Annotated in this window: 21 protein-coding genes; 6 read left to right on the top strand and 15 right to left on the bottom strand. The window is 57.2% G+C overall.

What is annotated here, in order from left to right; genetic code table 11:
• Nucleotides 1-118: 118 nt before the first annotated feature.
• From R4P57_RS10650 to R4P57_RS10715, 14 genes are all read right to left on the bottom strand, one after another.
• Entirely contained in the window at nucleotides 119-631 is a 513-nt protein-coding gene (locus R4P57_RS10650) for a nuclear transport factor 2 family protein (protein ID WP_317802815.1), read from the bottom strand.
• A 112-nt stretch (nucleotides 632-743) separates the two neighbouring features.
• Nucleotides 744-1,643: an ACP S-malonyltransferase gene (fabD, locus tag R4P57_RS10655; protein WP_317802816.1), complete on the bottom strand. Its 900-nt coding sequence runs from the start codon at nucleotides 1,641-1,643 to the stop codon at nucleotides 744-746.
• The gene (locus R4P57_RS10660) at nucleotides 1,640-2,770 is read right to left on the bottom strand and encodes an MFS transporter (protein WP_317802817.1); all 1,131 of its coding nucleotides are present in this window, start codon (nucleotides 2,768-2,770) and stop codon (nucleotides 1,640-1,642) included. The genes fabD and R4P57_RS10660 overlap by 4 nt, the downstream gene beginning before the upstream one ends.
• A gap of 82 nt (nucleotides 2,771-2,852) precedes the next feature.
• Nucleotides 2,853-3,854: an LLM class flavin-dependent oxidoreductase gene (locus R4P57_RS10665; protein WP_317802818.1), complete on the bottom strand. Its 1,002-nt coding sequence runs from the start codon at nucleotides 3,852-3,854 to the stop codon at nucleotides 2,853-2,855.
• Between the two features lie 221 nt (nucleotides 3,855-4,075).
• Nucleotides 4,076-5,647: an acyl-CoA carboxylase subunit beta gene (locus tag R4P57_RS10670; protein ID WP_317802819.1), complete on the bottom strand. Its 1,572-nt coding sequence runs from the start codon at nucleotides 5,645-5,647 to the stop codon at nucleotides 4,076-4,078.
• Between the two features lie 64 nt (nucleotides 5,648-5,711).
• The gene (locus tag R4P57_RS10675) at nucleotides 5,712-7,715 is read right to left on the bottom strand and encodes an SDR family oxidoreductase (RefSeq protein ID WP_317802820.1); all 2,004 of its coding nucleotides are present in this window, start codon (nucleotides 7,713-7,715) and stop codon (nucleotides 5,712-5,714) included.
• Complete coding sequence (locus R4P57_RS10680) at nucleotides 7,696-8,655, bottom strand: aromatase/cyclase (RefSeq protein WP_317802821.1); 960 nt, start codon at nucleotides 8,653-8,655, stop codon at nucleotides 7,696-7,698. The genes R4P57_RS10675 and R4P57_RS10680 overlap by 20 nt, the downstream gene beginning before the upstream one ends.
• Nucleotides 8,656-8,682: 27 nt before the next feature.
• On the bottom strand, nucleotides 8,683-9,465 hold the full coding sequence (gene fabG / locus R4P57_RS10685; RefSeq protein ID WP_317802822.1) for a 3-oxoacyl-ACP reductase FabG: 783 nt from the start codon (nucleotides 9,463-9,465) through the stop codon (nucleotides 8,683-8,685).
• A gap of 27 nt (nucleotides 9,466-9,492) precedes the next feature.
• Complete coding sequence (locus R4P57_RS10690) at nucleotides 9,493-9,771, bottom strand: acyl carrier protein (RefSeq protein WP_317802823.1); 279 nt, start codon at nucleotides 9,769-9,771, stop codon at nucleotides 9,493-9,495.
• Nucleotides 9,772-9,784: 13 nt separating this feature from the next.
• The gene (locus R4P57_RS10695) at nucleotides 9,785-10,999 is read right to left on the bottom strand and encodes a ketosynthase chain-length factor (protein ID WP_317802824.1); all 1,215 of its coding nucleotides are present in this window, start codon (nucleotides 10,997-10,999) and stop codon (nucleotides 9,785-9,787) included.
• Entirely contained in the window at nucleotides 10,996-12,276 is a 1,281-nt protein-coding gene (locus tag R4P57_RS10700) for a beta-ketoacyl-[acyl-carrier-protein] synthase family protein (RefSeq protein ID WP_317802825.1), read from the bottom strand. The genes R4P57_RS10695 and R4P57_RS10700 overlap by 4 nt, the downstream gene beginning before the upstream one ends.
• Entirely contained in the window at nucleotides 12,273-12,623 is a 351-nt protein-coding gene (locus tag R4P57_RS10705) for a TcmI family type II polyketide cyclase (RefSeq protein WP_317802826.1), read from the bottom strand. The genes R4P57_RS10700 and R4P57_RS10705 overlap by 4 nt, the downstream gene beginning before the upstream one ends.
• Nucleotides 12,620-14,071, bottom strand: coding sequence for an FAD-dependent monooxygenase (locus R4P57_RS10710; protein ID WP_317802828.1), 1,452 nt, complete (start codon nucleotides 14,069-14,071; stop codon nucleotides 12,620-12,622). Before R4P57_RS10710 ends, R4P57_RS10705 begins: the two co-directional genes overlap by 4 nt.
• Nucleotides 14,072-14,094: 23 nt before the next feature.
• Nucleotides 14,095-15,870: an acetyl/propionyl/methylcrotonyl-CoA carboxylase subunit alpha gene (locus R4P57_RS10715; RefSeq protein ID WP_317802829.1), complete on the bottom strand. Its 1,776-nt coding sequence runs from the start codon at nucleotides 15,868-15,870 to the stop codon at nucleotides 14,095-14,097.
• Between the two features lie 665 nt (nucleotides 15,871-16,535).
• Here R4P57_RS10715 and R4P57_RS10720 point away from each other — a divergent pair.
• From R4P57_RS10720 to R4P57_RS10740, 5 genes are all read left to right on the top strand, one after another.
• Nucleotides 16,536-17,663, top strand: coding sequence for a helix-turn-helix transcriptional regulator (locus R4P57_RS10720; protein ID WP_317802830.1), 1,128 nt, complete (start codon nucleotides 16,536-16,538; stop codon nucleotides 17,661-17,663).
• 4 nt (nucleotides 17,664-17,667) lie between these two features.
• Nucleotides 17,668-18,933, top strand: coding sequence for an MFS transporter (locus R4P57_RS10725; protein ID WP_317802831.1), 1,266 nt, complete (start codon nucleotides 17,668-17,670; stop codon nucleotides 18,931-18,933).
• 532 nt (nucleotides 18,934-19,465) lie between these two features.
• Entirely contained in the window at nucleotides 19,466-20,296 is an 831-nt protein-coding gene (locus R4P57_RS10730; protein ID WP_317802832.1) for an SDR family NAD(P)-dependent oxidoreductase, read from the top strand.
• Nucleotides 20,297-21,942: 1,646 nt separating this feature from the next.
• Nucleotides 21,943-22,215, top strand: a complete 273-nt coding sequence (locus R4P57_RS10735; protein WP_317802833.1) for a hypothetical protein — start codon at nucleotides 21,943-21,945, stop codon at nucleotides 22,213-22,215.
• Nucleotides 22,216-22,680: 465 nt separating this feature from the next.
• A complete protein-coding gene (locus R4P57_RS10740; protein ID WP_317802834.1) occupies nucleotides 22,681-22,875 on the top strand; it encodes a three-helix bundle dimerization domain-containing protein in 195 nt (64 codons plus the stop codon).
• Nucleotides 22,876-23,199: 324 nt separating this feature from the next.
• On the opposite strand, the gene R4P57_RS10745 is transcribed toward R4P57_RS10740, so the two are convergent.
• A complete protein-coding gene (locus tag R4P57_RS10745) occupies nucleotides 23,200-23,991 on the bottom strand; it encodes a DUF1883 domain-containing protein (RefSeq protein ID WP_317802835.1) in 792 nt (263 codons plus the stop codon).
• A gap of 370 nt (nucleotides 23,992-24,361) precedes the next feature.
• On the opposite strand from R4P57_RS10745, the gene R4P57_RS10750 reads away from it, so the two are divergent.
• Nucleotides 24,362-25,156, top strand: coding sequence for a hypothetical protein (locus R4P57_RS10750; protein ID WP_317802836.1), 795 nt, complete (start codon nucleotides 24,362-24,364; stop codon nucleotides 25,154-25,156).
• The last annotated feature ends 39 nt before the right edge of the window (nucleotides 25,157-25,195 follow it).

The raw sequence follows: 25,195 nt of genomic DNA on the forward strand, positions 1-25,195 counted from the left end.
ACAATCACGCCCGCGTCCAGGTCGATACCGTGCAACATCATTCAGAAAAAGCGAGTCAGCTCATCGGTGCATTCAGGTTAAACGCCCGGCCTATCACGCCAGAACCAGCAAGCGCAAACTACCAGTCGGCTGTCCAACCCTCATTTTTGGGAACTACCCAATAATGCTCTAGTTCGATTGAGTCGAAAACCCACTGATCGCCAACTAAGACGTATTTGTCGAAGAATCGGCCCATACTGAGATGCACAAAATTGTTGTCATCGAACCGAACCATTTCTTGAAAATAGCAGGAGCCTATTGCAGAGCTGCCGTCAGCCGACAGCTCAATTTTGTGAGCTGTCGGAACATTTTTGAGGACAGCATGTGAAGCGCCAGGCATAAATTCTACAATCTTTCCAATTAACGCAGAATAATATTCGTAGATTTCTCCACGACCCTGGGCGAAGCCAAAATCGCCGTAATCAAGTACACCCGATACACTGAATAATCCTGCAAGCTCATGCCAATCTTGGCTATTCAAATGGTGATGAAAGCCGGAACGCAAATCCACTATCCGTTGCCGGTTCTCGATATCCCGAATGCGTACTTCTAGCCCCGGCATGTCCTCACTGGATAATCGCTTGCTCTTCATTTGAGATCATTCTCCGGATTCTGTCGGATTTTTACGAGTCGCGTATAGAATAGCAGGCATATACGGAAAACATTTGTTCACCTACCAACCAAGCCAGCCGATCAATGTGCGGTCACAACACAGCAACCGATGTAGACGTGACTTGGGGTGCGATACGACGAGCAAAACCCGTCAACACATTGCCTGGCCCCAACTCCAACATCTCGCTGTAACCGTCAGCGACCGCACGATTAATCGTTTCAACCCACCGAACTGGAGCCATCAACTGTTCACACGCAAGGGATCTGATCCGTGCAGGATCGGAAGCATAGTCGGCAGTAACGGCGCTCAGCAGCGGTATTTCCGGTGCCTTCATATCGCACTTCGCAATGGCCACAGCCAACTCTTCCGAGATATCGGCCATCAATACGCTGTGGAACGCGCCGGAAACCTTAAGACGAACTACTTTTGTTGCGCCGGCAGCGTAGGCCAAGTCTTCACATTTCGCGACTGCTTTGACATCTCCAGAAACCACAGTTTGGGTGGGTTGATTATAGTTCGCTACGCTCACATTTCCTGACACTACGCACGCACAAAGAGCATCAACCCGATCTGAGGTTAGTCCGATGATCGCACTCATCGCTCCGTCGCTACGCTGAGACGCTCCAGCCATTAGCTCCCCGCGCGTCCGAACTAGATTGAGTGTCGACTCCTCGTCGAGCACACCAGAAACTGCCAGCGCTGTGAACTCGCCCAAGCTGTGGCCCGCAACAGCGTCGATTCGAATGCCTCTTGCTCGACGCACCGCAGCAAGTGCCAGGCTCGTGGTCACAATTGCAGGCTGAGCCACATCAGTTGAACGAAGCTCGCTAACCGTACCCTCGGTACATAGTTTGAGGAGAGGCATTCCGAGAATGCTCTCTGCCCGCTCAAACAGGTCCATCGCAATCCTGTAGTTCCTAACCCAGCTTGCCATTCCGGGGCGCTGTGAACCCTGCCCTGGGAACATGGTCATAATGCGAGGCGACGTCATTGCAGTTTCCTTCCATTTCGACCCGACCCCAGCTCCATGCCGGCCGCGACTACGGCCACCATCCCCGCCAGGAGGACGACCACAGCTGCATATCGGCTTGAGAGCACAGCTGACAGCCCAACCGCCACCGGCAGCATCGCTGCCGCACCGGCTTGAACACCGGTCTGGTAGATCGACACACCCCGCGCCCGAGATGAGACGGACAGGGCCGCCGCAGCCTGAGTGTTGAGTGCCGCGAACGATAGAACAAAGCCGGCCTCTACCAGCAACAGCACGGGCAATATGTCTGTAACATAATTATCGCCATCCGCTTGGACAATCCACAGCAACTGACCCGCTACAGTCACCGACGCTCCAATAAAAATGAGACACGCAGAACCAAACGCGGCCATCAGTCGCTCAGTTAACAGAGAAGAAAAGATCAGCGGAACACTTGCAGGGAGCAACCCAAGACCAATTTGCCACGTCGACCATCCGACGGTCCCATAGAGATGGATCGCCAGGACCAAAATCAACGCAATATATCCGCCATTGATTGCGGCCGCACCGATTGTGGATCGAACAAGTGTTTCGTTGCGGAAAATGTTTACGCGATACGCTTTCAACGGCTCTGCTGATGCGGACGGAATTACCCGCCATGCGGCTACAAGCAGCAAAGTAGCGACCAGACCGGGCAAGAAGAAGAGCAATCGCCAAGTCACCTGTTCCAATAACCCAGACAGCAATAGCCCGGCCGTGAAACCAGCGGCACCCAGTGTCGCGTACACCGAAATCGCCCGCCGTCGCTGGGAGCCCGCTTGGAAGGCCTCGGCGATAACCGCAAGTCCGGCTGGTGCCGTGAGAGCGGCCGCAGCCCCTTTGACTACGCGGGTTAGAACCAAAACCGATAGGTTCCCACTGAGGCCTCCGAGAATAGAAGCAACCGCGAAGCATGCCATCGCGACGAGGTACACATTTCGGCGGCCATACCGAGCTGCAAGGGCCGGGCCAACGGGCAATAGCATTGCAAAACCGAGAGCGAAGCCACTCATCAACCACTGAGTTTTGAACGTCGACTGCTCTAGATTATCAGCGATCGAGACGAGCGACGGCACCAAAATCGAACCCTCGACCGCATCGAGAATCATGTTGCCCGACAATACGACGAGGAGGATCCACTGCCGGCGACCCCACCTACTGCCCTTTGCAGTATTGGCAGTTGACACCGGGTCATTGGCAGGCATTGAATCTGGCCTCCAATAACGACGGTAGCGTTTGACTAACCAATTCAAGGTGACGCAAAACTAGATCCTCTGGCATTCCCGCTATGCTCGCCCAGAAGATGAGGTGGTGGACCGGGAGTCCGGCTATTCGCTCGTGGATTCTTTCAACTGCCTGCTCCGGTGTCAGTATCTCCAGCATCCCCCAGCTGCCGTCAGACGGTTGATGCCGCATTTCCGAATCCTCCAGCAGCTGTGGCACGGACGCGTCTGTATCCTCTACCGAAAGCTGCCGATAAGAGTTCATTTGGTGCGCTAGATGCGGAATCACCCGGCTCCATGCGCGTTCGGGGTCGTCTGCTATCAGCACGGGAAGTAAATCAGATACCCTTGCCGACGCTGGATCGTGCCCACCCTCGATCAGTCCGGCGCGATAAATGGGAAATAGCTTATGGGAAAAATGCAAGAAACCGATGCCAAGGCGTCCTGCAAGTCTTGCGCCTCGCGGGCCATAGAAACCACCCCATAAAGGAACGGGATCTTGAATTGGCAGTGGAGTTATTTCGCCGGTCGTCCACAGGCGCTGAACTTCCGCTATATTCTTTCCTGTAAGCGAGAAGCGTCGTCCGAAATCTACATCAAATAGTCGATACTCCGGCGTTCGGTACCCTGCACCCAGTCCCAACTCCAGGCGGCCTCCACTGATCAAATCCACAAGTGCGGCCTCCTCCGCAAGCTGCGCAGGTTTGCGCAATGCAGGTAGCACTACTGCAGTTCCAATCCTCACGTGCCGGGTGCGGGCAGCAGCAGCGGCGGCGAACGTAAGCGGTTGAGGTAAATACCCATCGGCGAAGCGGTGATGTTCAGTGAACCATATTCCACCCGCACCAAGGTGATCCGCCTCCTCGCATAGCTCAAGGCTGCGCGCATAGTGCTCAGCCCAGGGGCGCTCCCATTTTGCGGGGTTTCGAAGATCGAATAGAAATCCAATTTTCATTCTTGCTGACTCCATTCGTCGGCAATCACGTCACCGAATCGTGCGGGTAGACCACGCTCTGGGATTGCTGAATGTTGACACGAGACTTGTTCGGCGCAAATGTGTTTCGCTCGCCAGTGGGATTATTGACTCGACGGCCACCGCGCGACACACACGTAGAACAACCGTCAAAGCGGAAAGCTCCACGAGGTCAATATGTCCCTTCTCAAGACGGAGAAAGGTATTATGTGTGCATATCATTGCGGTGGATTACCATGTTTACGGCGCGAAAGATCGGAGTCTTTATTTGCCAGCATCGCGAAGGCACGAATCAATACACTGCGCGTGTCCCGAGGATCCACCACATCGTCGATTAGTCCCCGTTCGGCCGCGTAATATGGATGCACGAGCTCGCTTCGGTACTCGGCAATTTTTTGTGCTCGCGTGTCATCGGAATCCTCCGCCTCCGCGATCTCGCGCCGAAACACCACATCAGCCGCCGCTGCCGCGCCCATAACCGCGATTTCATTGGACGGCCAAGCCAATGCGAGATCTGTACCGATTGACAGCGAATCCATCACAATGTAAGCGCCGCCGTATGCCTTCCTCAGAACCAGCGAGATTCGTGGAACAGTGGCATTGCAATACGAGTACAGCAATTTCGCACCATGCCGAATGATCCCAGCGTGTTCTTGATCGAGTCCGGGCAGGAACCCCGGAACATCAACCAGCGTGAGCAGCGGAATGTTGAAGGCATCGCAGAATTGGACAAAACGAGCGCCCTTTTCGCTCGCGTCGATGTCGAGCACGCCGGCCAAAATCATTGGCTGACTGGCCACCACACCGATCACTTGTCCGTTCAACCGTGTTAACACGCAAACAAGATTCGCGGCCCATGACGCGTGAACCTCAAGGTAGTCGCCGTCATCGACAATCTCGGTAATAACATCGCGGACGTCGTACGGCCGACTTCCGTCAATTGGTACAACGTTAGTCAGGGCCGTATTAAGTCGGTCCGCGGGATCGGCGGTGAAAGCAGGTGGCGGTAGCTCACGATTGTTCGCTGGCAACATCGACAGCAGTGCCGCGACGTCCGAGAGGCATGACGCTTCATCGTCATAGATGAAATGTGCTACACCAGAGACGGATGCGTGGACGTCGGCTCCGCCAAGTTCGTTTAAGGTCACCTCTTCTCCGGTGACTGCGCGTACCACGTCGGGGCCAGTGATGAACATCTGCGCGATCTCGCGGACCACGAATACGAAATCGGTCAACGCGGGAGAATATGCAGCGCCGCCTGCGCACGGACCGAGCATGACGCTAATTTGAGGTATAACTCCCGACGCCTTGGTGTTACGGCGAAAGATGCCCCCGTACCCAGCCAGGGCTGAGACACCCTCCTGGATGCGAGCGCCTGCACCGTCGTTTAGCGATACTAAGGGCGCACCCGCGCTGATCGCCATATCCATGATCTTGTGGATCTTGGCCGCATAAGCTTCACCGAGAGCGCCACCGAAGACCCGAAAGTCGCTGGCGTAGACGAAGACCGTGCGAGAATCGACAGTGCCCCATCCAGTTATCACCCCGTCAGAGTATGGGCGACGGTCCTCCAACCCGAAGCCGGTGGCACGGTGGCGACGCAACGCTTCCACTTCGAGAAAGGATCCAGGGTCCAGCAACAGGTCGATCCGTTCACGCGCGGTCAACTTTCCCTTGGCGTGCTGCCGTTCCGTCGCCTTCGGATCCAGTCCGAGTCGGGCTTGCGACTTAATAGAGACCAGCCCATCCACTAGCTGTGAGTATTCTCCGGTGTCGTACACAGTGGTCACAAGCACTCCTGTTGTGGTTGGAGGTTGGAAGCGGCTCTCGCCGAGCGGGCAAGTGTGGCCGTTCTCAGCCGAGTAATGTGCCGCCGGTTGCGTCAATGAAGGCTCCCGTGATCCAGCGGGCCTCATCGGTGGCCAGAAAAGTCACGACGTCGGCGACGTCGATTGCCTCGCCGACCCGTTTGAACGCCGAGAGCTGGGACATTTGCTCCACGGCCTCCGGAATGTCGAATACTGCGCTGCCATTATTGGTGATCCCGGGCGCGACGCTGTTGACGGTAATTCCGCGCGGGGCGAGGTGCCGAGCGAAGTGGAGTGTTATTTGTTCCACGGCTCCTTTAGTCATCGAATAGGCAACCTGACCCGGATTAGCAAAGCGGGTCAGTCCAGACGAAATATTGACGATTCGACCGTTCTCGGGGAGAAGTCCAATGGCCCGTTGAACAATGAAGAACGGTGCCTTTGCATTGATCGCAAACAGCCGATCGAACTCTTCTGGTGTGACGTCTTCGGGCGCAACTCCCTCCGGAGTGGTCGCTCCCGCATTGTTGACTACGATATCGAGAGTAGTCCGCCCCGTACGTTCTTTGAGTCCATGCTCAAGGCCAAGAAATAGTTCGTGAACGCCGCCCGGTGTAGATAGATCTGAGGCAACCGAGAAGGCGCGACCGCCGTCGATCTCGATGAGCTCTACCGTTTCCGTGGCTGCTTCGACGTTACCAGCGTAGTGGACCACGACGAGGGCACCCTTGGCAGCCAGTTGTCTCGCGATTGCGCGGCCGATGCCACGACTGGATCCTGTTACCAGTGCAGTCTTTCCGGTCAAGGAACTCATGTCTGGGCTCTCCTTAGGTGTATTTGGTGCGGTGGCGATCGTTGAACTTTCGACGACACGTGTCTTTGTTTGCGCACGGCCGCTAATTGACCCGGCAAGGTGCGATTGAACGGCCTGGAACTGCAGGAGTTCGGTGACGATGGCACGCAATGGATCCACCTCCGGCCCGCCCAGCAGTAGAACAGTCTGTGCCCGGATATTTGCCAAAGTGCGAACCCCCGCAGCATGACGGTCGCTGTGATAGCCGGAGAGACCTTCGCCAGTGCTGGGGTTCGCGATGCAGTCGCGCAGCGCGCCCGAAAGCGCCGCCGCATCCTGCAGTCCAAGATTAAGCGCTTGCCCGCCAACTGGCATTTGCTGGTGGGCTGCATCGCCTGCTAATACGATCCGGCCACGGCAGTACCTGGTGACTTGACAGCTGGCGTTGTCGAAGGAATTGAGCCACAGAGGTGTTCCCTGCCCGATCGACTCCCCGGTTACTAGCTCCCAGGCAGCCACCACTTCGTCGAACGTGGGTGCGTCGTCACTCAGCCTGGCGGGTGCATCGAGGGCGTGCACCATTATGCGGGTACTGCCGTCCGGCCACTTTGACGCTACTGCGAGTCCGTTCGGTAAGCGCTCGAATCGACGAGGTCTGACGTCGATGCCTGCGATATCGGCCCGCAACATCGTTTGAGTGGCCGGTACCCTTGCGTATTCAAATCCGCCGAGGTCACGCACGGAACTTCGCTCACCGTCACAGCCAGCGAGATACGTTGCCGTCCAAGTATGTTGTCGACCTCCATCTACGGAGACCGTCTTGAGCTCGACGCAGGCTCCCGAATCGGTGACTGAGGTAAGACGGTGACCACGATAGATGCGGGCCCCCGATTCGATGGCCCTTTGCTGCAGGACAGATTCTAAACGTGTTTGCGGGCACTTCCATTGTCCACGGAAGGGATGGTCGGGATCTGCGGCGGTAAGGTCCAGTGGAATTCCGCCGAAATGCCCAGCACCCCCGTTCGGCAACCGACCGAGACGACCGAGAATGCCGCGGTCCGAGAGCAAGTCCATGGTGCGCGTGTGCAAAGTTGATGCCCTCGACTCAGTCGTGGGTTCAGTGAGCTGCTCCACCACTGTCACCCTCGCGCCTTCCGCAGCGAGGTCACCCGCCAACAAAAGGCCAACCGGGCCTGCGCCGACGACCATCACATCGATTTTGGCGGACCCGCCGTCGTCATCGACGGTCTTCGGCATATTTCTTCGCGTGCGTGAGTGTGGCAAGACTATTTGTTCCCAATGCATTTCGGATAAAGGAGCGGGCCTCCGGTACACCCGCTCCCGCACCGAGAATGTCGGTGATGCGATCTGCGCGGAGAATTACAGTGTGTTGCGATGAGGCGATAGTAGTGCCGTGATCGTCCTCCTCGAATGTCCAAATTCCTGTGTGGAGGTCTAGCAGTGCCGGCAGCGCAGTCTGCTTGTAGGCGATCTTGTGATGCGGGAATGTCACACGGACCGATTCAGTTGTGTGCGTATCGCCGTCTTTGGTCTTGGTGTCCATCCGTAGGATCTGAAGTCCCGGTGTCGGTTCGGTTAGTTCAACGGTATCCACATGTGGGAGCCGTTCCATCCACAGATCCGCCCGATCAACAAAGTCGAACACATCCGATGCCGACCCAACTATTTCGATCGAATCGACGAAGGAGATCGTCAGATCGCCGGTGTGCACGGCGTTCTCTACTGCAGCTTTGAGACCGGGCAGCTCGGCAGTACTATTGTCGTCTACCGCCTTGTCAATCCAGGCGAGACCATCTGGGTCGTTGTCGATTGCGCGATACGAGTGCAAGAGCCGCAATTTCGTGTGGTCGTCGTGCGGCTCGATGATCCAGGTCCCGCTCATCTCGGCCACAGGTGGCGTTGACAATTCCTGCCAGAAGGTAATTCGAAGTGCCTCGGGATCCAGAACACGCCGTGAGGTCCAAGTCTTGGGCTCGCCATTTGCGGTCGCCCAGATCTGAATTCGCTCCTCGTTGCCGTCGACTTCTAGTTGCCGGACATACACCGACGGAGGAAACAGGCGCGGCCAATTCTCTACTTCGGCGAGCAGTTTGTACACCTCCCTCGCCGGTGCGTATACGTTGATGCTGTGTTCTACCTCGCGGGTTGCCGAAGCCGGGGTGGTCTCCGCGGTCATGTGATCTCCTCTGGTCTTGTCACCGATTCAGAAATTTCCGAGTCCGCCACAGACATTGACAGCCTGAGCGGTAATGGAGGCTGCAAGATCGGTGGATAAGTATCCGACCAGACCTGCCACCTCTTCCGGGGTTGAATACCGACCAAGCGGAATCTTAGCGCTGAATTTCTCGAGAATGGCCTCCTCGGAGGTTTTGTACGCCTCGGCATATCCCGATCGAACACGTTGCGCCATAGGCGTTTCCACATAGCCAGGGCACACTGCGTTGACCGTGATCCCGGTTGGTGCCAGCTCGTTCCCGAGAGCTTTGGTGAACCCGACCACGCCGTGCTTCGACGCCGAATACGGTGCTCCTAGGACCACGCCTTGCTTGCCAGCGGTCGACGCGATATTTATGATGCGACCTCGGTCTTTGTCGCGCATTCCCCCAGCAGTCAGGACAGCGCGGGTCATGAGGAACACACTGTTAAGATTTGTAGCGATTACGTCGGCCCAAAGCTCTTCCGTCAAATCCGCAGTGACGCCGCCTCCTGAGCGGCCTGCATTGTTCACGAGCACATCTACTGTGCCGAATCGCTCAACAGCACTTCGCACGAAGGAAGAGACATCCTCGGAACTGCGGACATCGGCTGTGGTGCCGTCTGCTTCGAAGCCCTCGCCGCGCAACTGCGCGACCGTAGCGACGACGGCCTCCTTGTTTCGAGCGCAGAGGAAGATTCGGTGTCCCTGTCGGGCCAGTTGACGAGCCGAGGCCAACCCGATACCGCTGGTTGCGCCTGTGACAAGTGCTGTTCTCCGGTCTTCGGTCATGCTGTTCTCCTCGTCAAATTGGTTGTCTCAGGCGGGAGCTTGAGCTGCAGACGTGTCAGCCTCGGCCAGGTGTTGATTGACCAGATCCACAAGCTGAGCAGATGTGGTGACTGCAATCACGACATCGTCATCGAGCACGACACCGAATTCGCGGCTGATCCGCCCGGTGGTTTCGAGCATGGCGAGCGAGTCGTAGCCGAGATCCTCGAATGTGATCTCTGAAAAGTCGCCTTCCAGACCAGGAGTGTCCCCAGATCCTTCGCGGAAAATACGACGAAGATCGTTAAACGTGAACAACGCAGGCATAGAATTCCCTTTCTTAGTTGAGTTCCCGGCTTGGGCCGCGAACGACCATCACCGAATTGAAACCGCCTGCACCGCGGGCGATTACAAGAGCATTGTGCAATAATGCCGACCGGGAATCGGTGACGAGGTCGATTGAATAGTCATCCGACAGGGTGGTGCCGATAGTGGGCGGGATGATCTGGTCGCGAATAGCTAGGAACGCAGTAGCGAGATCCAGTGGCGCTCCGCCCGAGTAGAGCCGCCCCGTTGTCGTCTTGGGTGCCGTCACCGGAACTGCACGAGGTCCGAACACTGCCGCCAATGCATCAGCCTCGATCCGATCCGCTTCTGCTGTACCTGCGGCGTCAGCGAACACCACGTCGACGTCCGCTGGCGCGATTCCGGCATCAGCCAGCGCAATCTCAATGGCACGACGTAGGCCGGGCTCTCCGGTGCCGGGTCTCGGATCTACCGTCGAGGCATGGCCGGCGATTTCGCCGTAGACCCGGGCACCCCTCTGTTTGGCGTGCGCCAGACTCTCAAGTACCAGCAGTGCTCCGCCTTCACCAGGGACGTACCCGCTGGCGTCCTCGTCGAACGGAAGGTAGGCGCGCGAGGGATCCTTGACCGTACTGAGACCGCCGCCCGCCCATTGTGCTACCCAACCCCAGGGGCAGATCGACGCGTCGATTGCTCCTGTCAGAATTATCGGCGTACCTTTACGGATCTGCCTGCGCGCTTGCGCGACCGCGTCGAGACCCCCGGCTTGATCGCTGACCACTACGCTACTTGGGCCACGCAAACCGTTCCGGATGGAGATCTGGCCACTGTTAACTGCATAGAACCAGGCAAACGACTGGTATGCGCTGACGTACTCGCTTCCTTTACTCCACAATGCGCGGAGCTCGTTCTGACCGAACTCGAATCCGCCCGAGCTGCTGGCGGTGATCACACCGGCGGCGTAGTCGGGAAGCTCTGCAGGCACAACTTCAGCGTCTACAAAGGCCCGGTCCGCAGTGACCAGAGCGAGTTGGGTCATGCGGTCCGTTTGCGGTAGCAAGCGCCCCGGCAGGTGATCTGCCGCCACGAACCCAGAAATTTCCCCAGCCAGTTGCGCCGGATACGACTGGGGATCAAACCGGGTAACTCGGCCGATCCCACTACGCCCTTCCAGCGTTGCACTCCAGTACTCGGTCACGTCGAGCCCCGTTGGCGCGGCCACGCCGAGCCCTGTCACTACGGCGGTCATCGACCGGCTCGAAACGGGTTCGCCAGCACGACCGCGCTCTGAAATCCACCGAAACCACTGCCTACCGAGAGCACCACATCGATCTTGTGATCCCGTGCGGTGATCGGTACGTAATCGAGATCGCACTCGGGGTCAGGGTTGTGCAAGTTGGCGGTCGGTGGCACCACGTCATTGACCAATGCCAATGCCGAGGCAGCAATCTCGATTGATCCGATGGCCCCGAGCGAATGGCCAACCATCGACTTGATTGAGCTAATCGGAGTTTTGTAAGCGTGGTCACCGAGACTGCGCTTGAACGCAGCTGTTTCGTGCCGGTCGTTCTGTTTGGTACCTGACCCGTGAGCGTTGATGTAGTCAATCTCCGACCCGTCGATCCGCGACTGATCGAGGACGACTCGGATTGCTTCGGCCATTTCCTTACCGTCCGGACGCAGACCGGTCATGTGGAAAGCATTAGACCGCGTGGCATGTCCGGCGACCTCGGCGTATATCGTGGCACCTCGTCGCCGGGCACTATTGAACTCCTCCAGAACGAAGACTGCGGACCCCTCACCCAACACAAAGCCGTTGCGGCTTGCGTCGAATGGTCGAGAGGCGTGTTCAGGATCGTCATTCCGTGGCGAGGTGGCCTTGATCGCGTCGAAGCATGCCACGGTGATGGGACTAATCGGAGCATCGGTGGCTCCGGCGATCATGATGTCGGCTCCGCCTTCCCGCACTATATCGGCGGCATAACCCACGGCATCAAGACCGGATGTGCAACCGGTCGACACCACGGTAGTGGGGCCTTGTGCACCAACCGCCCACGCTACTTCTGTGGCGAACGAGCTGGGGACGAAGTAGTTGTAGAGATGCTGCACCGCGTAATTGTGATCGACCAACTCCAGGCGTCCGCCGTCGCTGACAGTCCGGTATTCCTCATCCAGGCTCATCGTTGCGCCGACTGCACTTCCGATGGTGACACCTGTACGGAACGGGTCAAGGGCGTCAAATTCCAGACCGCTATCTGCCAGGGCCTCCCGGGCGCTGACCACCGCCAGTTGCGCGGCACGATCCATCCGCCGGACCTCCTGCGGTGTTAGGCCGTGTAGCTCCGGGTGAAAATCAACCTCGGCCGCAATCTGCGAACGAAACGGTGTGGGGTCGAAGAGTGAGATCCGTCCGGTGGCGGTACGCCCGTTCGACAACAAATCCCAAAAGTTCTTCGCACCGACTCCACCGGGTGCAGTCACACCGATACCTGTTATAACCACACGACGCTCATCCGTGCTCATCATGCATTCCAATCGTAAAAACGCTCGGCCATCGCATCAGCCGGTGATCGCCACGTCGCCGGATCGTAAGCACCGATGAACGGCTGTAAGTCTTGGCTGATTTGAATGAACCGCGGGTCCATTTTGGCTGACTCGATGCGACGATCGCCGTCGTCGCTATCGAAGTTCTGAAGGTGGAAGTAGAGACCGCGGTAGTGGAAAAGTTCGCGTCGGCGGGTACCCATTCGATGCGGCATCTCAGTTGTGTCGAATTCTCGGAACAGACCGGCGACATCGCTTGCGGAACCGGGGTCCATTCTTGCCACGATAAGTGTGCTGAACAATGTCGTTTCCTTCTCTGGAGTAGTCATCGGGGAGGCCCGAACCAACGCTGGAGGGCAGTCGGTAAGTCGTGGTGGCTGCCTGGAGCCACCCATGCCACGTGTCCATCGGGGCGAATAAGAACTGCGGAGGTCCGGGTGTCTGGGTCGATAGGCTCGGTGGCAGTGGCAGTTAGCACGTCAATGCGGTCGGTCCACCGGGTGGCGCGCTCCCGAATCACCGCGTTGTCAGCCAGGTCGAGTAGGAGACCACGCCCACTTCGTAGCAACTCCCCTGTCGTCACGGTCCGCCCATTACAGTCAAGGGAGCGACTTGGGAACCGGGCACCGAGGAGCGGGTGTGAACCCCCGCCGACGTCATACCGGATGTCCAGGCCTGAGACGCGTTCCGCGAGATGGCGTTCGACCTCCGGAAACTGAAGGAGTTCTTGCATTATTTCCCGAAGGGGTGCGACTTCTTCCCCTCCGAGAATGAAAAGACTCTGAGCTCGTGTGTTAGTCAGCAACCGTTCGCCAACTTTATGACGCTCATCGTGGTAACTGTCCAGAAAATCGTCCTGCATGGTCCCGCGGACCACCGCAGCGAGCTTCCACCCAAGATTCACAGCATCCTGGATACCCGTGTTCATCCCCTGACCACCGGCTGGCAGGTGGACGTGAGCAGCATCGCCTGCAAGAAGTACCCGACCGCGACGATATTCGGTCGTTAGGCGTGCTGCATCGCCGAATGCGCTGACCCAGACGGGTTCTCCATGGGAAATGTCGATGCCGGTCAATCGCTTCCAGACATCGGCCACCTCAGCAAAGCTCGGTGGCTCTGTGCGTTTCTTTGGCAGCACTCCACGTTCGCCGACTATGATTCGATGCGTACCGTCCGGCAAGGGGGCACTGATTACCAAGCCATCGACGCTGTCTTGCCCAGGAAGGCGCGGGGCGATGTCTACGCCTTTGATGTCTGCGAGGAGGAGCTCTGTGGTCGCTGCCGTTCCGGGAAAGTCAAAGCCTCCAATCTTGCGCACTATGCTGCGCCCGCCGTCGCAACCGACCAGATATCGTGCCGTGATTGGGTCGTGGTTAAGAATCTCGATATGGATATGTTCGTCGTCTGCGCTAAACGAGGAAACCTCGTGCTCGCGACGGAAGTCGGCACCAAGCTCGATTGCGCGGGATTCGAGCACCGCCTCGGTTGCGGACTGCGGTACGGTCCGTGGAGCCGCAAACGGCGAGTCCAACACCGAGAGATCGAGCGGAATACCACCGAAGTGTCCGAAGGTGCTCGTTTCGAGGCCACCGAATCGTGTCAACAACCCGCGTTGGTCGAGCAGCTCCGTGGTGCGCAATGTTAGACCGATTCCGCGGGATTCCCCGCTGGCGAACGGCAATCGATCGAGCACCACCACACCTACCCCAGCCAATCGGAGCTCCCCGGCTAGGGCTAGCCCCGTGGGACCGGCACCGACGACGACCACATCGGTCACCGTCGAATTCTTATATCTCAAATTCATGCTGCATCGCTTTCGGCGCTGTCAAGTCGGCAAACAGTCGCACCTGAGCCGACGGTAGTACCCAGGGTCGCTGAGAGATCTCGAACGATGCCAGCACGATGCGCAGTTATAGGTTGCTCCATCTTCATTGCTTCGATCACCACCACGAGGTCACCTGCTTGAACTCTTTGCCCCTCAGTGACCGCAATATTCACGATGGTCCCCTGCATCGGTGAGACGAGTGCGTCATGGCCGGCGGAGCCGGCGGCAGCGCTAGCAGCAGTTCGCCCAACCCGGCGGGGTGCCACTCGCCGCGTGGAGCTATTCGGCGATGAGGCATGCACTAAAGGCAGAGAGACTTCGAGTCGACGACCGCTGATCTCTACTACCATAGTTTCCCGCAAGTCCTGAGAAGGAATCGAGTCACTTGACTCGAATATCTGCGGCGGGATGGTGTTGTGGAAGTCGGTCTCAATCCACCGTGTGTGCACCTTGAGCGGTTGCTTAACGAACGCAGCTTCGTTGAGGACAGCGCGATGGAATGCAAGTGTGGTGGGCACACCCCCGACGACGAATTCATCGAGTGCACGTCGCGCTCGCTCGATCGCTTGGTCGCGCGTAACTCCAGACACGATCACTTTCGCCAGCAGGGAATCCCATGCCGGGCCGATAACAGATCCCGGCTCTACCCCGGAGTCGACTCGGACTCCGGGCCCGGATGGAAGGTCAAAGACCGAGACGGTTCCGGGGACTGGCAAGAAAGAACGTCCGGGATCCTCAACATTGACACGAAATTCGAGCGCGTGTCCGTGGGAGGGAGGATCCTCGTACCCGATTGCCTCACCTCGCGCAACTCGGAACATCTCTCGAACTAAATCGATGCCGGTCACCTCTTCGCTCACAGGGTGTTCAACTTGCAATCGCGTATTGACCTCCAGGAAGGACAGGCTCCCATCTTGGCCAATCAAAAACTCGCACGTGCCAGCCCCGACATAGTCAGCCTTCGCAAGAATTGCCTTCGACGCGCGATACAATTCGTTACGTTGAGCATCGGTCAGGAACGGTGCTGGTGCCTCTTCAACCAGCTTCTGGTGCCGCCGCTGCAGTGAGCAGTCTCGCGTCGAAATCACCACAACATTCCCGAATCTGTCAGCTAAGCACTGAGTTTCAACATGGCGCGGTCGATCGATGTACTTCTCGACGAAACATTCACCGCGCCCAAACGCTGCCACCGCCTCCCTCACCGCAGCGGCCCAAAGCTCTGATATTTCAGATCGATTCCAAACAATTCGCATCCCTCGACCGCCTCCGCCGTATGCAGCTTTAATGGCAATGGGCAAGCCGTGCTGGTCGGCAAACGCGATGGCCTGGCTCGAACCGGTCAGCGGCTCAGCCGTACCCACGGTCAAAGGCGCGCCGACCGCCTGGGCGATCCTTCGGGCCGAGACTTTGTCGCCGAGTTCCCGAATCGCCGCCGGAGGTGGGCCGATCCACGTAAGGCCGGCATCTACAACAGACTGCGCGAAATCAGCGTCCTCGGACAGAAATCCGTAACCGGGATGAATTGAGTCAGAACCGGACTCACGAGCCGCACGTAAAATGGCATTGCCGTCGAGGTAACTCGTCGCCGGGGTATCGCCTCCCAGCGAGTACGCCTCATCCGCCATCCGCACATGCTTGGCGTCGCGGTCCGGATCTGCGTATACCGCAACCGATGTCAAGCCTTCATCTCGGCAAGCGCGAATCACTCTGACCGCTATCTCACCCCGATTGGCAACAAGTACCTTCTGCATGTTTCTCCTCTACGTATTCCAGTGGAGACGACCCGCCATCACGTCAGCGTCGGCTGAAAGTGAATCTGCACGATCCGAGTGCGCAATTCAATGGCAGCCCACAATCTCTACGGTTAGCCCGCAGGTTGCTCAAACCGACGAATCTTCTACGGTTCACCCACAGGTCAGGGCATTTGCACCAGTCAGCCGAACGCAGACCCGGTCGCGGAATCACAGAAAGCATGGCGTCATGGTTGCGGTGCTCTTCTTGCAGACCGGCAGGTCAAGCCAGCATGCAGAAGTGACTTCGCGGCCGCACGGCACAGTGGGTCACGCAAAATTAACCTTACGAATGCCCTGTGACATCCGGCATCAGAAACCCAAATTGTGATGCAGCTCGCACAATGGGCGAGATTAGCGACTCCAAACAGGATGGCCTTCTTGAATTGATCTGGCTACCATTGCCGCCACTACTGCTAGGGGGAGTGGGTGTGGTTGTGCACAAAGACCAATCCGGGGAACAGGTTTCGGACAACACTGATAAGCGCTGGGGTAACACTATGATGACCAGCGGATTACAGAACAACGTCAAAGCTGGTCAATGGGGTCTGTACTTGACAGGTATCGCGACAACGTCCCACGTTCGCCCGGGCGGTTCACACGGCCAGTGCGGAGCCGCTCGAAACATGACTCTCCTGCAATCCGGCACGGGGCGCGCAACCGTAATTGAACAAGCCGAGCGTATCCTCACATATGATCGCGATTCTCCGAATGCCGATTGCGCTTGGCTGTCCCTTCTCGCACTGCTATACGCAGACAGGTTTTCCGATGCAGCTGCTCACAGTGCGATTCTTCTGGAAGCATCGTCCAGAGATGTCCAAGACGTCGCCACACTGATACAGGCAAGAATCGACGCTCAAACAGGCGGGCTCGACTCTGCGATCACCTCACTGGAGATGCTCTACCCTACAAAGGTGCCACCGTGTCGGCGTGGAGTAGCGTTGGCTTGGCTCGTGGAGGCACTAGCCGATAACCAGGACTTTGACGCCGCCCATGAACATCTACTCAATTTGCCCGCGCAATCGCCACCACTGCCGGATCAAGCACACATCCTCGCTGCGCGCGGTCATTTGTATGCCGCGCAGGGCGATCACGGGCGGAGTCTGCATGACTTGATTCGATCGGGGAAAATTCTCACATCACTCGGCGTATCAAACCCTGCAGTCATTCCGTGGAGGTCGACAGCAGCGACCATGGCCGTAAAAATTGGCCATACTAGTCTTGCGTTGTCGCTGGCCCAGGAAGGACTGTCGACCGCTCGGCTCTGGGGTTCCGCAGGCGTCGTCGGCCGCGCCCTCCGCGCATTCGCCCACACACAAGATGCTGATATAGCTGCGAATACCCTTGTGCAAGCAATCGAGTTGCTTGAGCTCGCCGGTACCGCCAAAGAACTAATTTTAGCACTATGCGATCTCGGTGAAGTATCTGCGTCGGACGGGAATATCGTGCAATCGCATCGGGCACTGGATAGAGCCGTTCAGGAAGCAATGAAAATCAATAATAGATTCCTTCTGGAGCGAGCCAGGTCGGTCCTCGCCACTGTTGACCAGCATCGCGACGTTGCGTCGCTGACTTCGCAGGAATATCGGATTGCAATCTTGGCCCTGAACGGCCAGTCGAACAAGTCTATCGCAAAGTCAATGTTCTTGACCATCCGAACTGTAGAATTTCATCTGACCAATGTCTATCGTAAACTACAAATTAGCAATCGGCGACAACTTGGCCATGTTATGAGTACACGACGATGCGCCTAACGGCATGAGCGAGCTACGAAGACGCGGGACCCGTCTTCTCCTACTTCGACTAACACGAAATGCCCGATCCCGTTTCGATGTTCTCTCTAATCGCAATTTCCGACTGTTCGTGGGCGGACAAGTCACTTCTGCCGTGGGTACTTGGATGATGATCGCCACCCAAGACTGGCTGATACTTGAGTGGACCAACAATTCTCCGGTCGCTCTCGCCATAGCGACCATGTGTCAGTTCGGGCCTGCTCTGATGATTCCATTCGGCGTCGGGTATCTTGCCGACCGTTTCCCCAAACGAACGCTTCTAATCTGTGTCAACACCGCCTCAGTCTTCGTGACCACGATCCAGGCCCTGTCAGTACTAAGCGGAGCAGCAGATGTCTGGCATCTGTGGGTATTCGCTGCCTGCCTTGGGGTGCTCAACTCCATCGAAACTCCCACCCGCATGGCCTTTGTCGGCGAAATTGTCGGTGACCGCGATTTCCGCGCTGCCTCGTCGCTAAGCGCAATGTACTTCAGCGCCGCGCAACTGCTGGGGCCCGCTATCGCGGGGATTCTTATTGCGCTAGCCGGTCCAGGAACCGCTTTGACAATAAATGTCGTCACCTATATTGCCACGATTGCCGGTCTCGCGGCAATGAAGCCGGGTGACATTACCACACACCACATCAAACCCGAACGCCTAGATGCGACGAGAGGGATTCGTCGAATACTGGCAGACCCCGAGCTGTCGCGCGCAGTAGCATTACTGGTCGGCGTCGGCCTCCTTGCCCTAAATCTTCGTACCACCGCGCCCTTACTCGCCAGGACTGAATTTAACGCCACACCCACACTCTTTGGTATGGTTACCGCGTCGATAGCAGCAGGATCGCTCTGTGCTGCGCTGATGGTTGGTGGTCATGGAACTCCGACTTTGCGTACCGCGCTCACCGCGGCGGCCGTCCTGGGACTTGCCGAGTTGGCCCTTGGTTTTGCATCCAACTTGCTGATCGCGATGACACTCCTGGTCGTATGCGGAGCGGCGATGACAACTTTCCTACAGTCCACCAACCATCAACTGCAGCTCGCGACCAATCCCAACGATCGAACGCACGTAATCGCCGTCTATGCTGCAATCGTGCAAGGTGTAGCTCCGATGGCGGCACTCGCACTCGCCTTCCTCATCCAGTTCGCGGAGATTCGCGTAGTTCTGTCTGGCGGTGGCGCAATTACCGTGTGTGTTGTGGGTGCAATGTATTTGAACTATCGCCGTGCACGACATTCGCTGCTGGTCTGACGGTAGCCGTACTACCTGGAACGACTACCTGTCCTTTAGCTAGATTTCAAGCGACATCCTTGAACCTCACAAGAACCGACAATGCAGGAGCTGAATGTAGCGATAGTGTGGATCGAAGCATATCCACTGCTAGCTGTGAGATAGTGAGCCTGCGGAAGCAAACATACGAATTCGCTAGATTCCCCAACCAAAGTCATTAGTCAACTTGAAACCAAGTCCTGGCCACCGCGGCCTGAATGGGTTACTATTGGGGAGTTGGCATACTACCAAAGGTAACCGATGTCTAAAGTACGACCAAATCTGTCAATGTCTAGAGTCGAACACTATCCACTTCCGAGGATCCCTCCGCCCATTCGCATTTGGCACCCGGTAGTGTTGGCTCCTAAATCGAACTTGGTAGATCAAAGCGGTTTCGTTTGCAAGAAATATCTTTACATTTGCCACCTAGTGCCGAATTTAATTGCTAAGTCATATCAGCACAGTGCACAGTGTAAGTAATGACCGAATTCATCAACTTAACGAAAGGATATGCATGAAGACCATCGTCATAACGGGAGGGACCTCGGGTATCGGAGAGGCCCTCGCCATCGCCTACCTTAATCGCGGAGACAAGGTAATCGTCGTCGGCCCAGACCCTGAGAAGGGAAAAAAATACCTGCGCGCAGCAGCCGACAACGGTCACGAGGGCCGCGCCGAGTTCATTGCAGCAGACCTAAGTCTGGTTGAGGAGAACCGACGCGTAATTGATCGGCTCAATACTTCGGTTAAGGCTATCGATGTGCTCGTGCTTTGCGCGCGTTATTTTCGATCGAATCGTGCGGTAACCGCGGAGGGATTTGAACACAACTTCGCTCTGTACTACCTCAGTCGCTTTCTTCTGTCTTATGGGCTTGCGAAACGCATGGAATCCGCGCGGACCCCTGTCGTCTTGAACATCGCTGGACCCGGTGTCGGACCACAGGAAATCGCATGGAATGATCTTGGATTAGAGCGTGGATACGATGGCTGGGCAGCTATGGGACAGGGTGGCCGGTTGAATGATTTACTAGGAGTCTCCTTCGCCGCTAAGGGATTCAGAACACGATATGTGCTCTGGTTCCCAGGAGGGACGCGCACCGGTTTCGCTGGAGAATTCGATAGAGCCACAGCCGCACTCGTTGAGAGGATGAAGCGGTCTGGTCAGCCCGTCGAAACCACGGTTCCCCCGATACTGAGAACACTCGACGACCCTCCGAGCGAGCCCCTGAGCGCATTCATCGAAGGGAACCGCATCAGCCTAGACCTGCCTAGCTTTGATTCGTCCAAAGCCACTCGGCTTCAAACGCTCACACACCAGATCGCCCAATTATCAACGGATTGCTAAGCGATTCTCAGATTTTGCCGGTCACATCGGTCAGTCGCCGCGTCGGGACGGTATCAAGCTGGGTTAGTACGCAAATAGCGTGCCTCCAATTTTGCTGACTTTGCTAGCGCGACCCGCCCACGCGGGTGGCTTTCTCAAAATGGATTCGACGCTGGCCGACCACATGATACGGCGTCAGGACTGGAGTGAAAGCTCTGCGCGGCCACACTTTGCGCTCAATCCTTGTAACTATCGTTCAAGAAGGTTACGTCACGGTTACGAGGTCGGGGTGCAGGCGGAATCTGGGTGCTTGTCCAGCCACTCACGGATTTTCGCAATCTCTTATGAAGCGAGGTTGTCGACGATCAGATGCACGGTCAGGTTCTCGTGAACTTCACGGTGAATTGCCGGCAGAAGTTTACTTCCGGTGCGGAGTCGTATACGCCTGCACCACCGCATCCGGGGCCTCACGTTGTCCGTCAGTTTTCAGCAACGCGAGGCTGGTGCTCTCATGGATCGATCGAAGGACACTGATAGCCGAGCATTTGGATACACGGCACCAGACTGCTGTAGTGCGTTCTACCGCGCTGAGGTGAAGTTATCAACTGCGTGCGGAACCATCACGGTCGCCGTAGCGTGATGCCGCTCAGGCCAGTGCTATCCGCGAATGGGCACCAGCAAATGGACACGAGATCTCCGCACACGGCGGCATTCGAGCGGCCGTAAAACGAGCACTCGACGCTGCACCCTGATTAGGGTGCTCTGGGGTGGATGGGTTCCGGCGGCACTGTTTGGCCTTACCGCGCGGTTTACGAAGATCTCGCTGCCACCGTGAACGAGATCCTGGCTCACCGCCTAGTTCAGAAAGCCTCGTGACCGAGCGCATGCCGACGAGCTTGGTCGACAAGAGCCCTCACCACCTTTGAAGAACGGTTTCCACTCGCCGCTCTCATCGAGGAATTGCTCGTATCTGGGCCCTTGGCGTTCTGCAGCCTGCCTTCGCGGTAGCCATCGAAGGCAACCCCATCGACCACGTACTCGATCCCAGTGGGACTACCGGTCACCTGCTCCTGGTAGTCCGTCGCTCGCTCAGACATGTGGTGGTTGCACGGTTCGTACTGACCTGGACCGTCTTCGGACCGGAAGACATCAGGAATCTTGTCGAGTATGTCTTGCGGCGTGGCGAGGCCGGCGAACTTGTCGAGAAGCAGGTCCCATCTTGCACAGAAATTTCGGCGGCAATCTGAAGTCGCCTCTGTAATTGCCCCGCGGAATCGTCGTTGTACGGTCCGCGCTCAGCAACAGCCTTGAGGGTGTTCTGGAATTCAGCCATGGGGTTCCGCTCGATGTCGAGCTCTTCCTCATACTTTGAAAGATCAACCGTTGGCATGGTCGAAAGTGGACGACCGCCTCCTCGCGCAGCTCCAATATCCGACTGGGCCGAAGCGGCATAACGCAGAGCTATGCTCCCATTCCCGCGTCCGACCGGCAGCGCCGGGCAGGTGCTGACGAAGGCCGGTGACTGGACCGCATGGGTAGCCACGCCGTCCGATGACGGGTCGTCGGGTACGGACCCTGAACTTGCGTTGTCATCTCGATTGCCTCCGGTCTCACCTATCGCCATCTGGGGTCATGCGAATTCGGGAGGCTTAAGCAATACTGGATACATGACTAGCACGTCTCCCGATTCCGTCGACCGGGAGCGGATGCTCGCCTTCGCTCTCCGGTGGTTGCCCTACGGCGGCGGACAAGCAGAAGACATCATGGTGACGTTCGGGATTGCCGCCGAGACGTACTTCCTCAGGCTTCGCACCATGCTCGCTGACGCAGATTTGCATGCTGAACTCGACCAACGCACGGTGGGCGCGTTGTCGGACGTCTGTCGACGGCGACTTCACCCGATGGCGATTTCACGCGATCAGGTCCCGGCCGTCCAATGATGCGCTGCGTGTTCGGAACTGCACCTGCAAGGAAGTGTGCGAGCTTCGATCACGGCGGTTGATTCGACACAGTTGCATCTAGCCTGTCGGAAATTTCTGGGGCTAAACAACATGTCGTTGGCGATAACTCAATGCCAAGATGAGCAGCGTGACGATGACCAGCTCAGAGGACCTCCAGGCGCGTTCCTCTGCCACAATCCTTGTCGCCGAGATCGGCCACCGTCTCCGTTCGCGTGGAGCATGCCGAGCAGCTCCCAAGGACTGCCGCCCGTACCAATCCCGGTCCGGCACGGTTATGGCACGATTAAGGGGATCGAACTTACCGGAATATTCTCTACGAGCTCCACCGTCAGCTCGACGATCTGCATCGCCGCTTCCCGAGTGCCGCGCGCGACGCGTCGTCGTAAGAGAACTAATGCACGACCAACGGTTGACCGCACCTCAAACCGAGCGGATCATAACGAGATGACCACCGCCACCGAGCATGACCACATCGACGCCGTTCGCGATCGTCTCAAGTCGACTTTCTCGGACATACCCCGCCCGGTTATCGACGAAACGGTTGCGAGCGAACTCGCCCGCTTCGATGGCCGTAAGATTCGCGACTTCGTGCCGCTGTTCGTCGAACGGAAGGCGCGAGAAACCCTACGCGGCATATAAATCGGTGCCGGCATGCTAGTGAGGGGACCCAAGGACGGGGCGCGCTACTGCCGGTCATACGCGACTTTGGACATCGTTTGCAAGGCAGCATTCCGGGATTGCCAAGGTCCGGATAGACAGTGCAACGCTTCTACTCGGGTACGTCGAGGACCGCAAATGGCCTTCGCGACTGCTTGATCGTTCCTTCGTACTGCGCTCACCACTTCGAGAGAGGAATGACAACACCAACCCGCCTTGAGTTAAGTACGAGCAAGCTCTGGACTCGCGGACTCCGAAACTCGAGCCGAGGACTGATTGCCCCTCGAAGGCGACAGACCAAGGCCATCAAATCGTCGACTCGGTTGCGCTCGAAATGACCGCAGCAATCTCGGCCGCTATCTCTTCCAGCGTGCTGTCGGTGGTGCTACGTGCAACCTTGTCCGCTAGTGTCGGACTCTGGGCCATCACTTCGGCCTTGGTGATCTTATGCCAGAGCGGAAGCAAGACCTGTTCGCCGCTCACACTTCGCGTGACCAGTCCGTCGAGTTCGTACTGCGTCCAGTTCTTAGCAAAGAACGGTGCGGACAGCACCACAATACCGAAGGCGCTCTTGGCGATACCCTGATCGATCTTGCGCCGCAAGCTGTCGCCGATGCGCATTTCGGTCTCGTCGTACCAGACCCGTAACCCGTGCTTCTGCAGCGCGTACGCCAGCGGGCGAACGACATCTTCCTTGTCTTCATGGGCGTGGGAGACGAAGACGTCCCATTCCTTCACCACCAGCTCGCCATCAGCGTGGTTCAAATCCGCGACCGATGCCGAAAGGCTGTCGAGTGGTGGCACGTCGCGCCGCCGAAGGGCGGGCAACTGACCGGGAAGAACCTGTACCCCCGCGCGACCACGACCAGGCAAACCGCCATAGTCGACGACCACATGCCAGTGGCCGCTGCTCGGAATCTGCAATCGTACTGGTGATCGAGTGGCGTGGCCACCGGTGAAGCGATGCCGCTTACCAGCTTGGAAGGCCCGATAGTTCGAGCCGTCGAGCAGTCGAACATTTGCAGCGTTGCCACTCAAAGTGACCTCTACGATCGCTCCGCGTGACTGTTGGCCAAGATCCCAGGAATTGAAGTTCATTTCGCGCCCTCCATGTTGGTTCCTCGGGATAATTCTCGTGCATTTGTTCGACCATCCAGAAATACCACGAGACGCAGGCCAGGCAACGAACCGACACGCCGAACGACTGCAGTATGACCGCGAGTGGTTTGCGAGTCGACGAAAGAAAGAGAGGCGCACGCGGGCTCACACGTCCAACCCGACGGGCGAATCGATCAACTGCCACCCCAAGACTGATTCCAATTAGTCATGGAACGTTCAACAGGCCGACAAGTTGGCGACCTAAACTCCCCCGCCTATACATCCATTTCGCCAGACACTCACTAGGGGCAGGCGTTGGCCGTGGTGATTCTCGGTCCGCTGTCATCTCAAACGGAAGATACTGTAAATGGTGACACTGCATAACGCTGTGAACTACGGCGGTCTATTCCTTGGCATTCTGGGGGCCATTCCCGTTCTGGCCGCAGGGTCGAAATACACCAGCCGATGGCGCAGAGTGCGACGCATCCTTCGGTTCCAACGCACAGGACGGGTCGATATCGTTCTCACGACTTCGCTCGCACGAAAAGAGAAAGAGGACGGCGGGCGCGTATCGGTTGTCCGCGGCCTGGCTCCCGAAGGCGACATCTTGGCAATGACACCCTCGGTCGCCCTGCTTTCAACCAACTTTCCAGATAAGCAGATCGTCACACACCTCAGCGAGAAGGTTCGCGGACGCCTCGACGACGATTTGGTCATACTGGGCAGTTCCGCCTCAAATGAATACAGCGCTGATTTTATGAGTCGTTTCAATCTTGCTCGTCAGCTGAACCTCACCCTGGAGGTCAAGAACGGTAGTATCGCGATTGATAGAGGTGCGGGTGGGAATCGGTTAAAAATTCAAGACTTCGATGTGAAACGCAACGCCGAAGGACTTCCGAAGAAAGATATTGCATATATAGCAATCGGGCCGAACCCCTACAATGCTAATCGTCGGGCAGTAGTATGCGCCGGATTCACAACGTACGGCACGGGAGCTGCGAGCGATGTCTTGTTCAATGACATTCTCAGCAGCAGACATAGCCGCGAGCGGCGACTGCGCAAGGTCCTTTCAAACAAGTCCGCCTTTCTGATAATCGAGTGCCACTTAGAATTTGGAAACCTCGTTCATTGGGATGAGTTGTTCAGTCAGGGAATGCAAGAATGAAAATGGCAAATTCTGCAACGAAAGTGTTGCATTCTGTAG

This window comes from Rhodococcus sp. IEGM 1330 (genome assembly GCF_033142445.1).
Classification (GTDB): Bacteria; Actinomycetota; Actinomycetes; order Mycobacteriales; family Mycobacteriaceae; genus Rhodococcoides.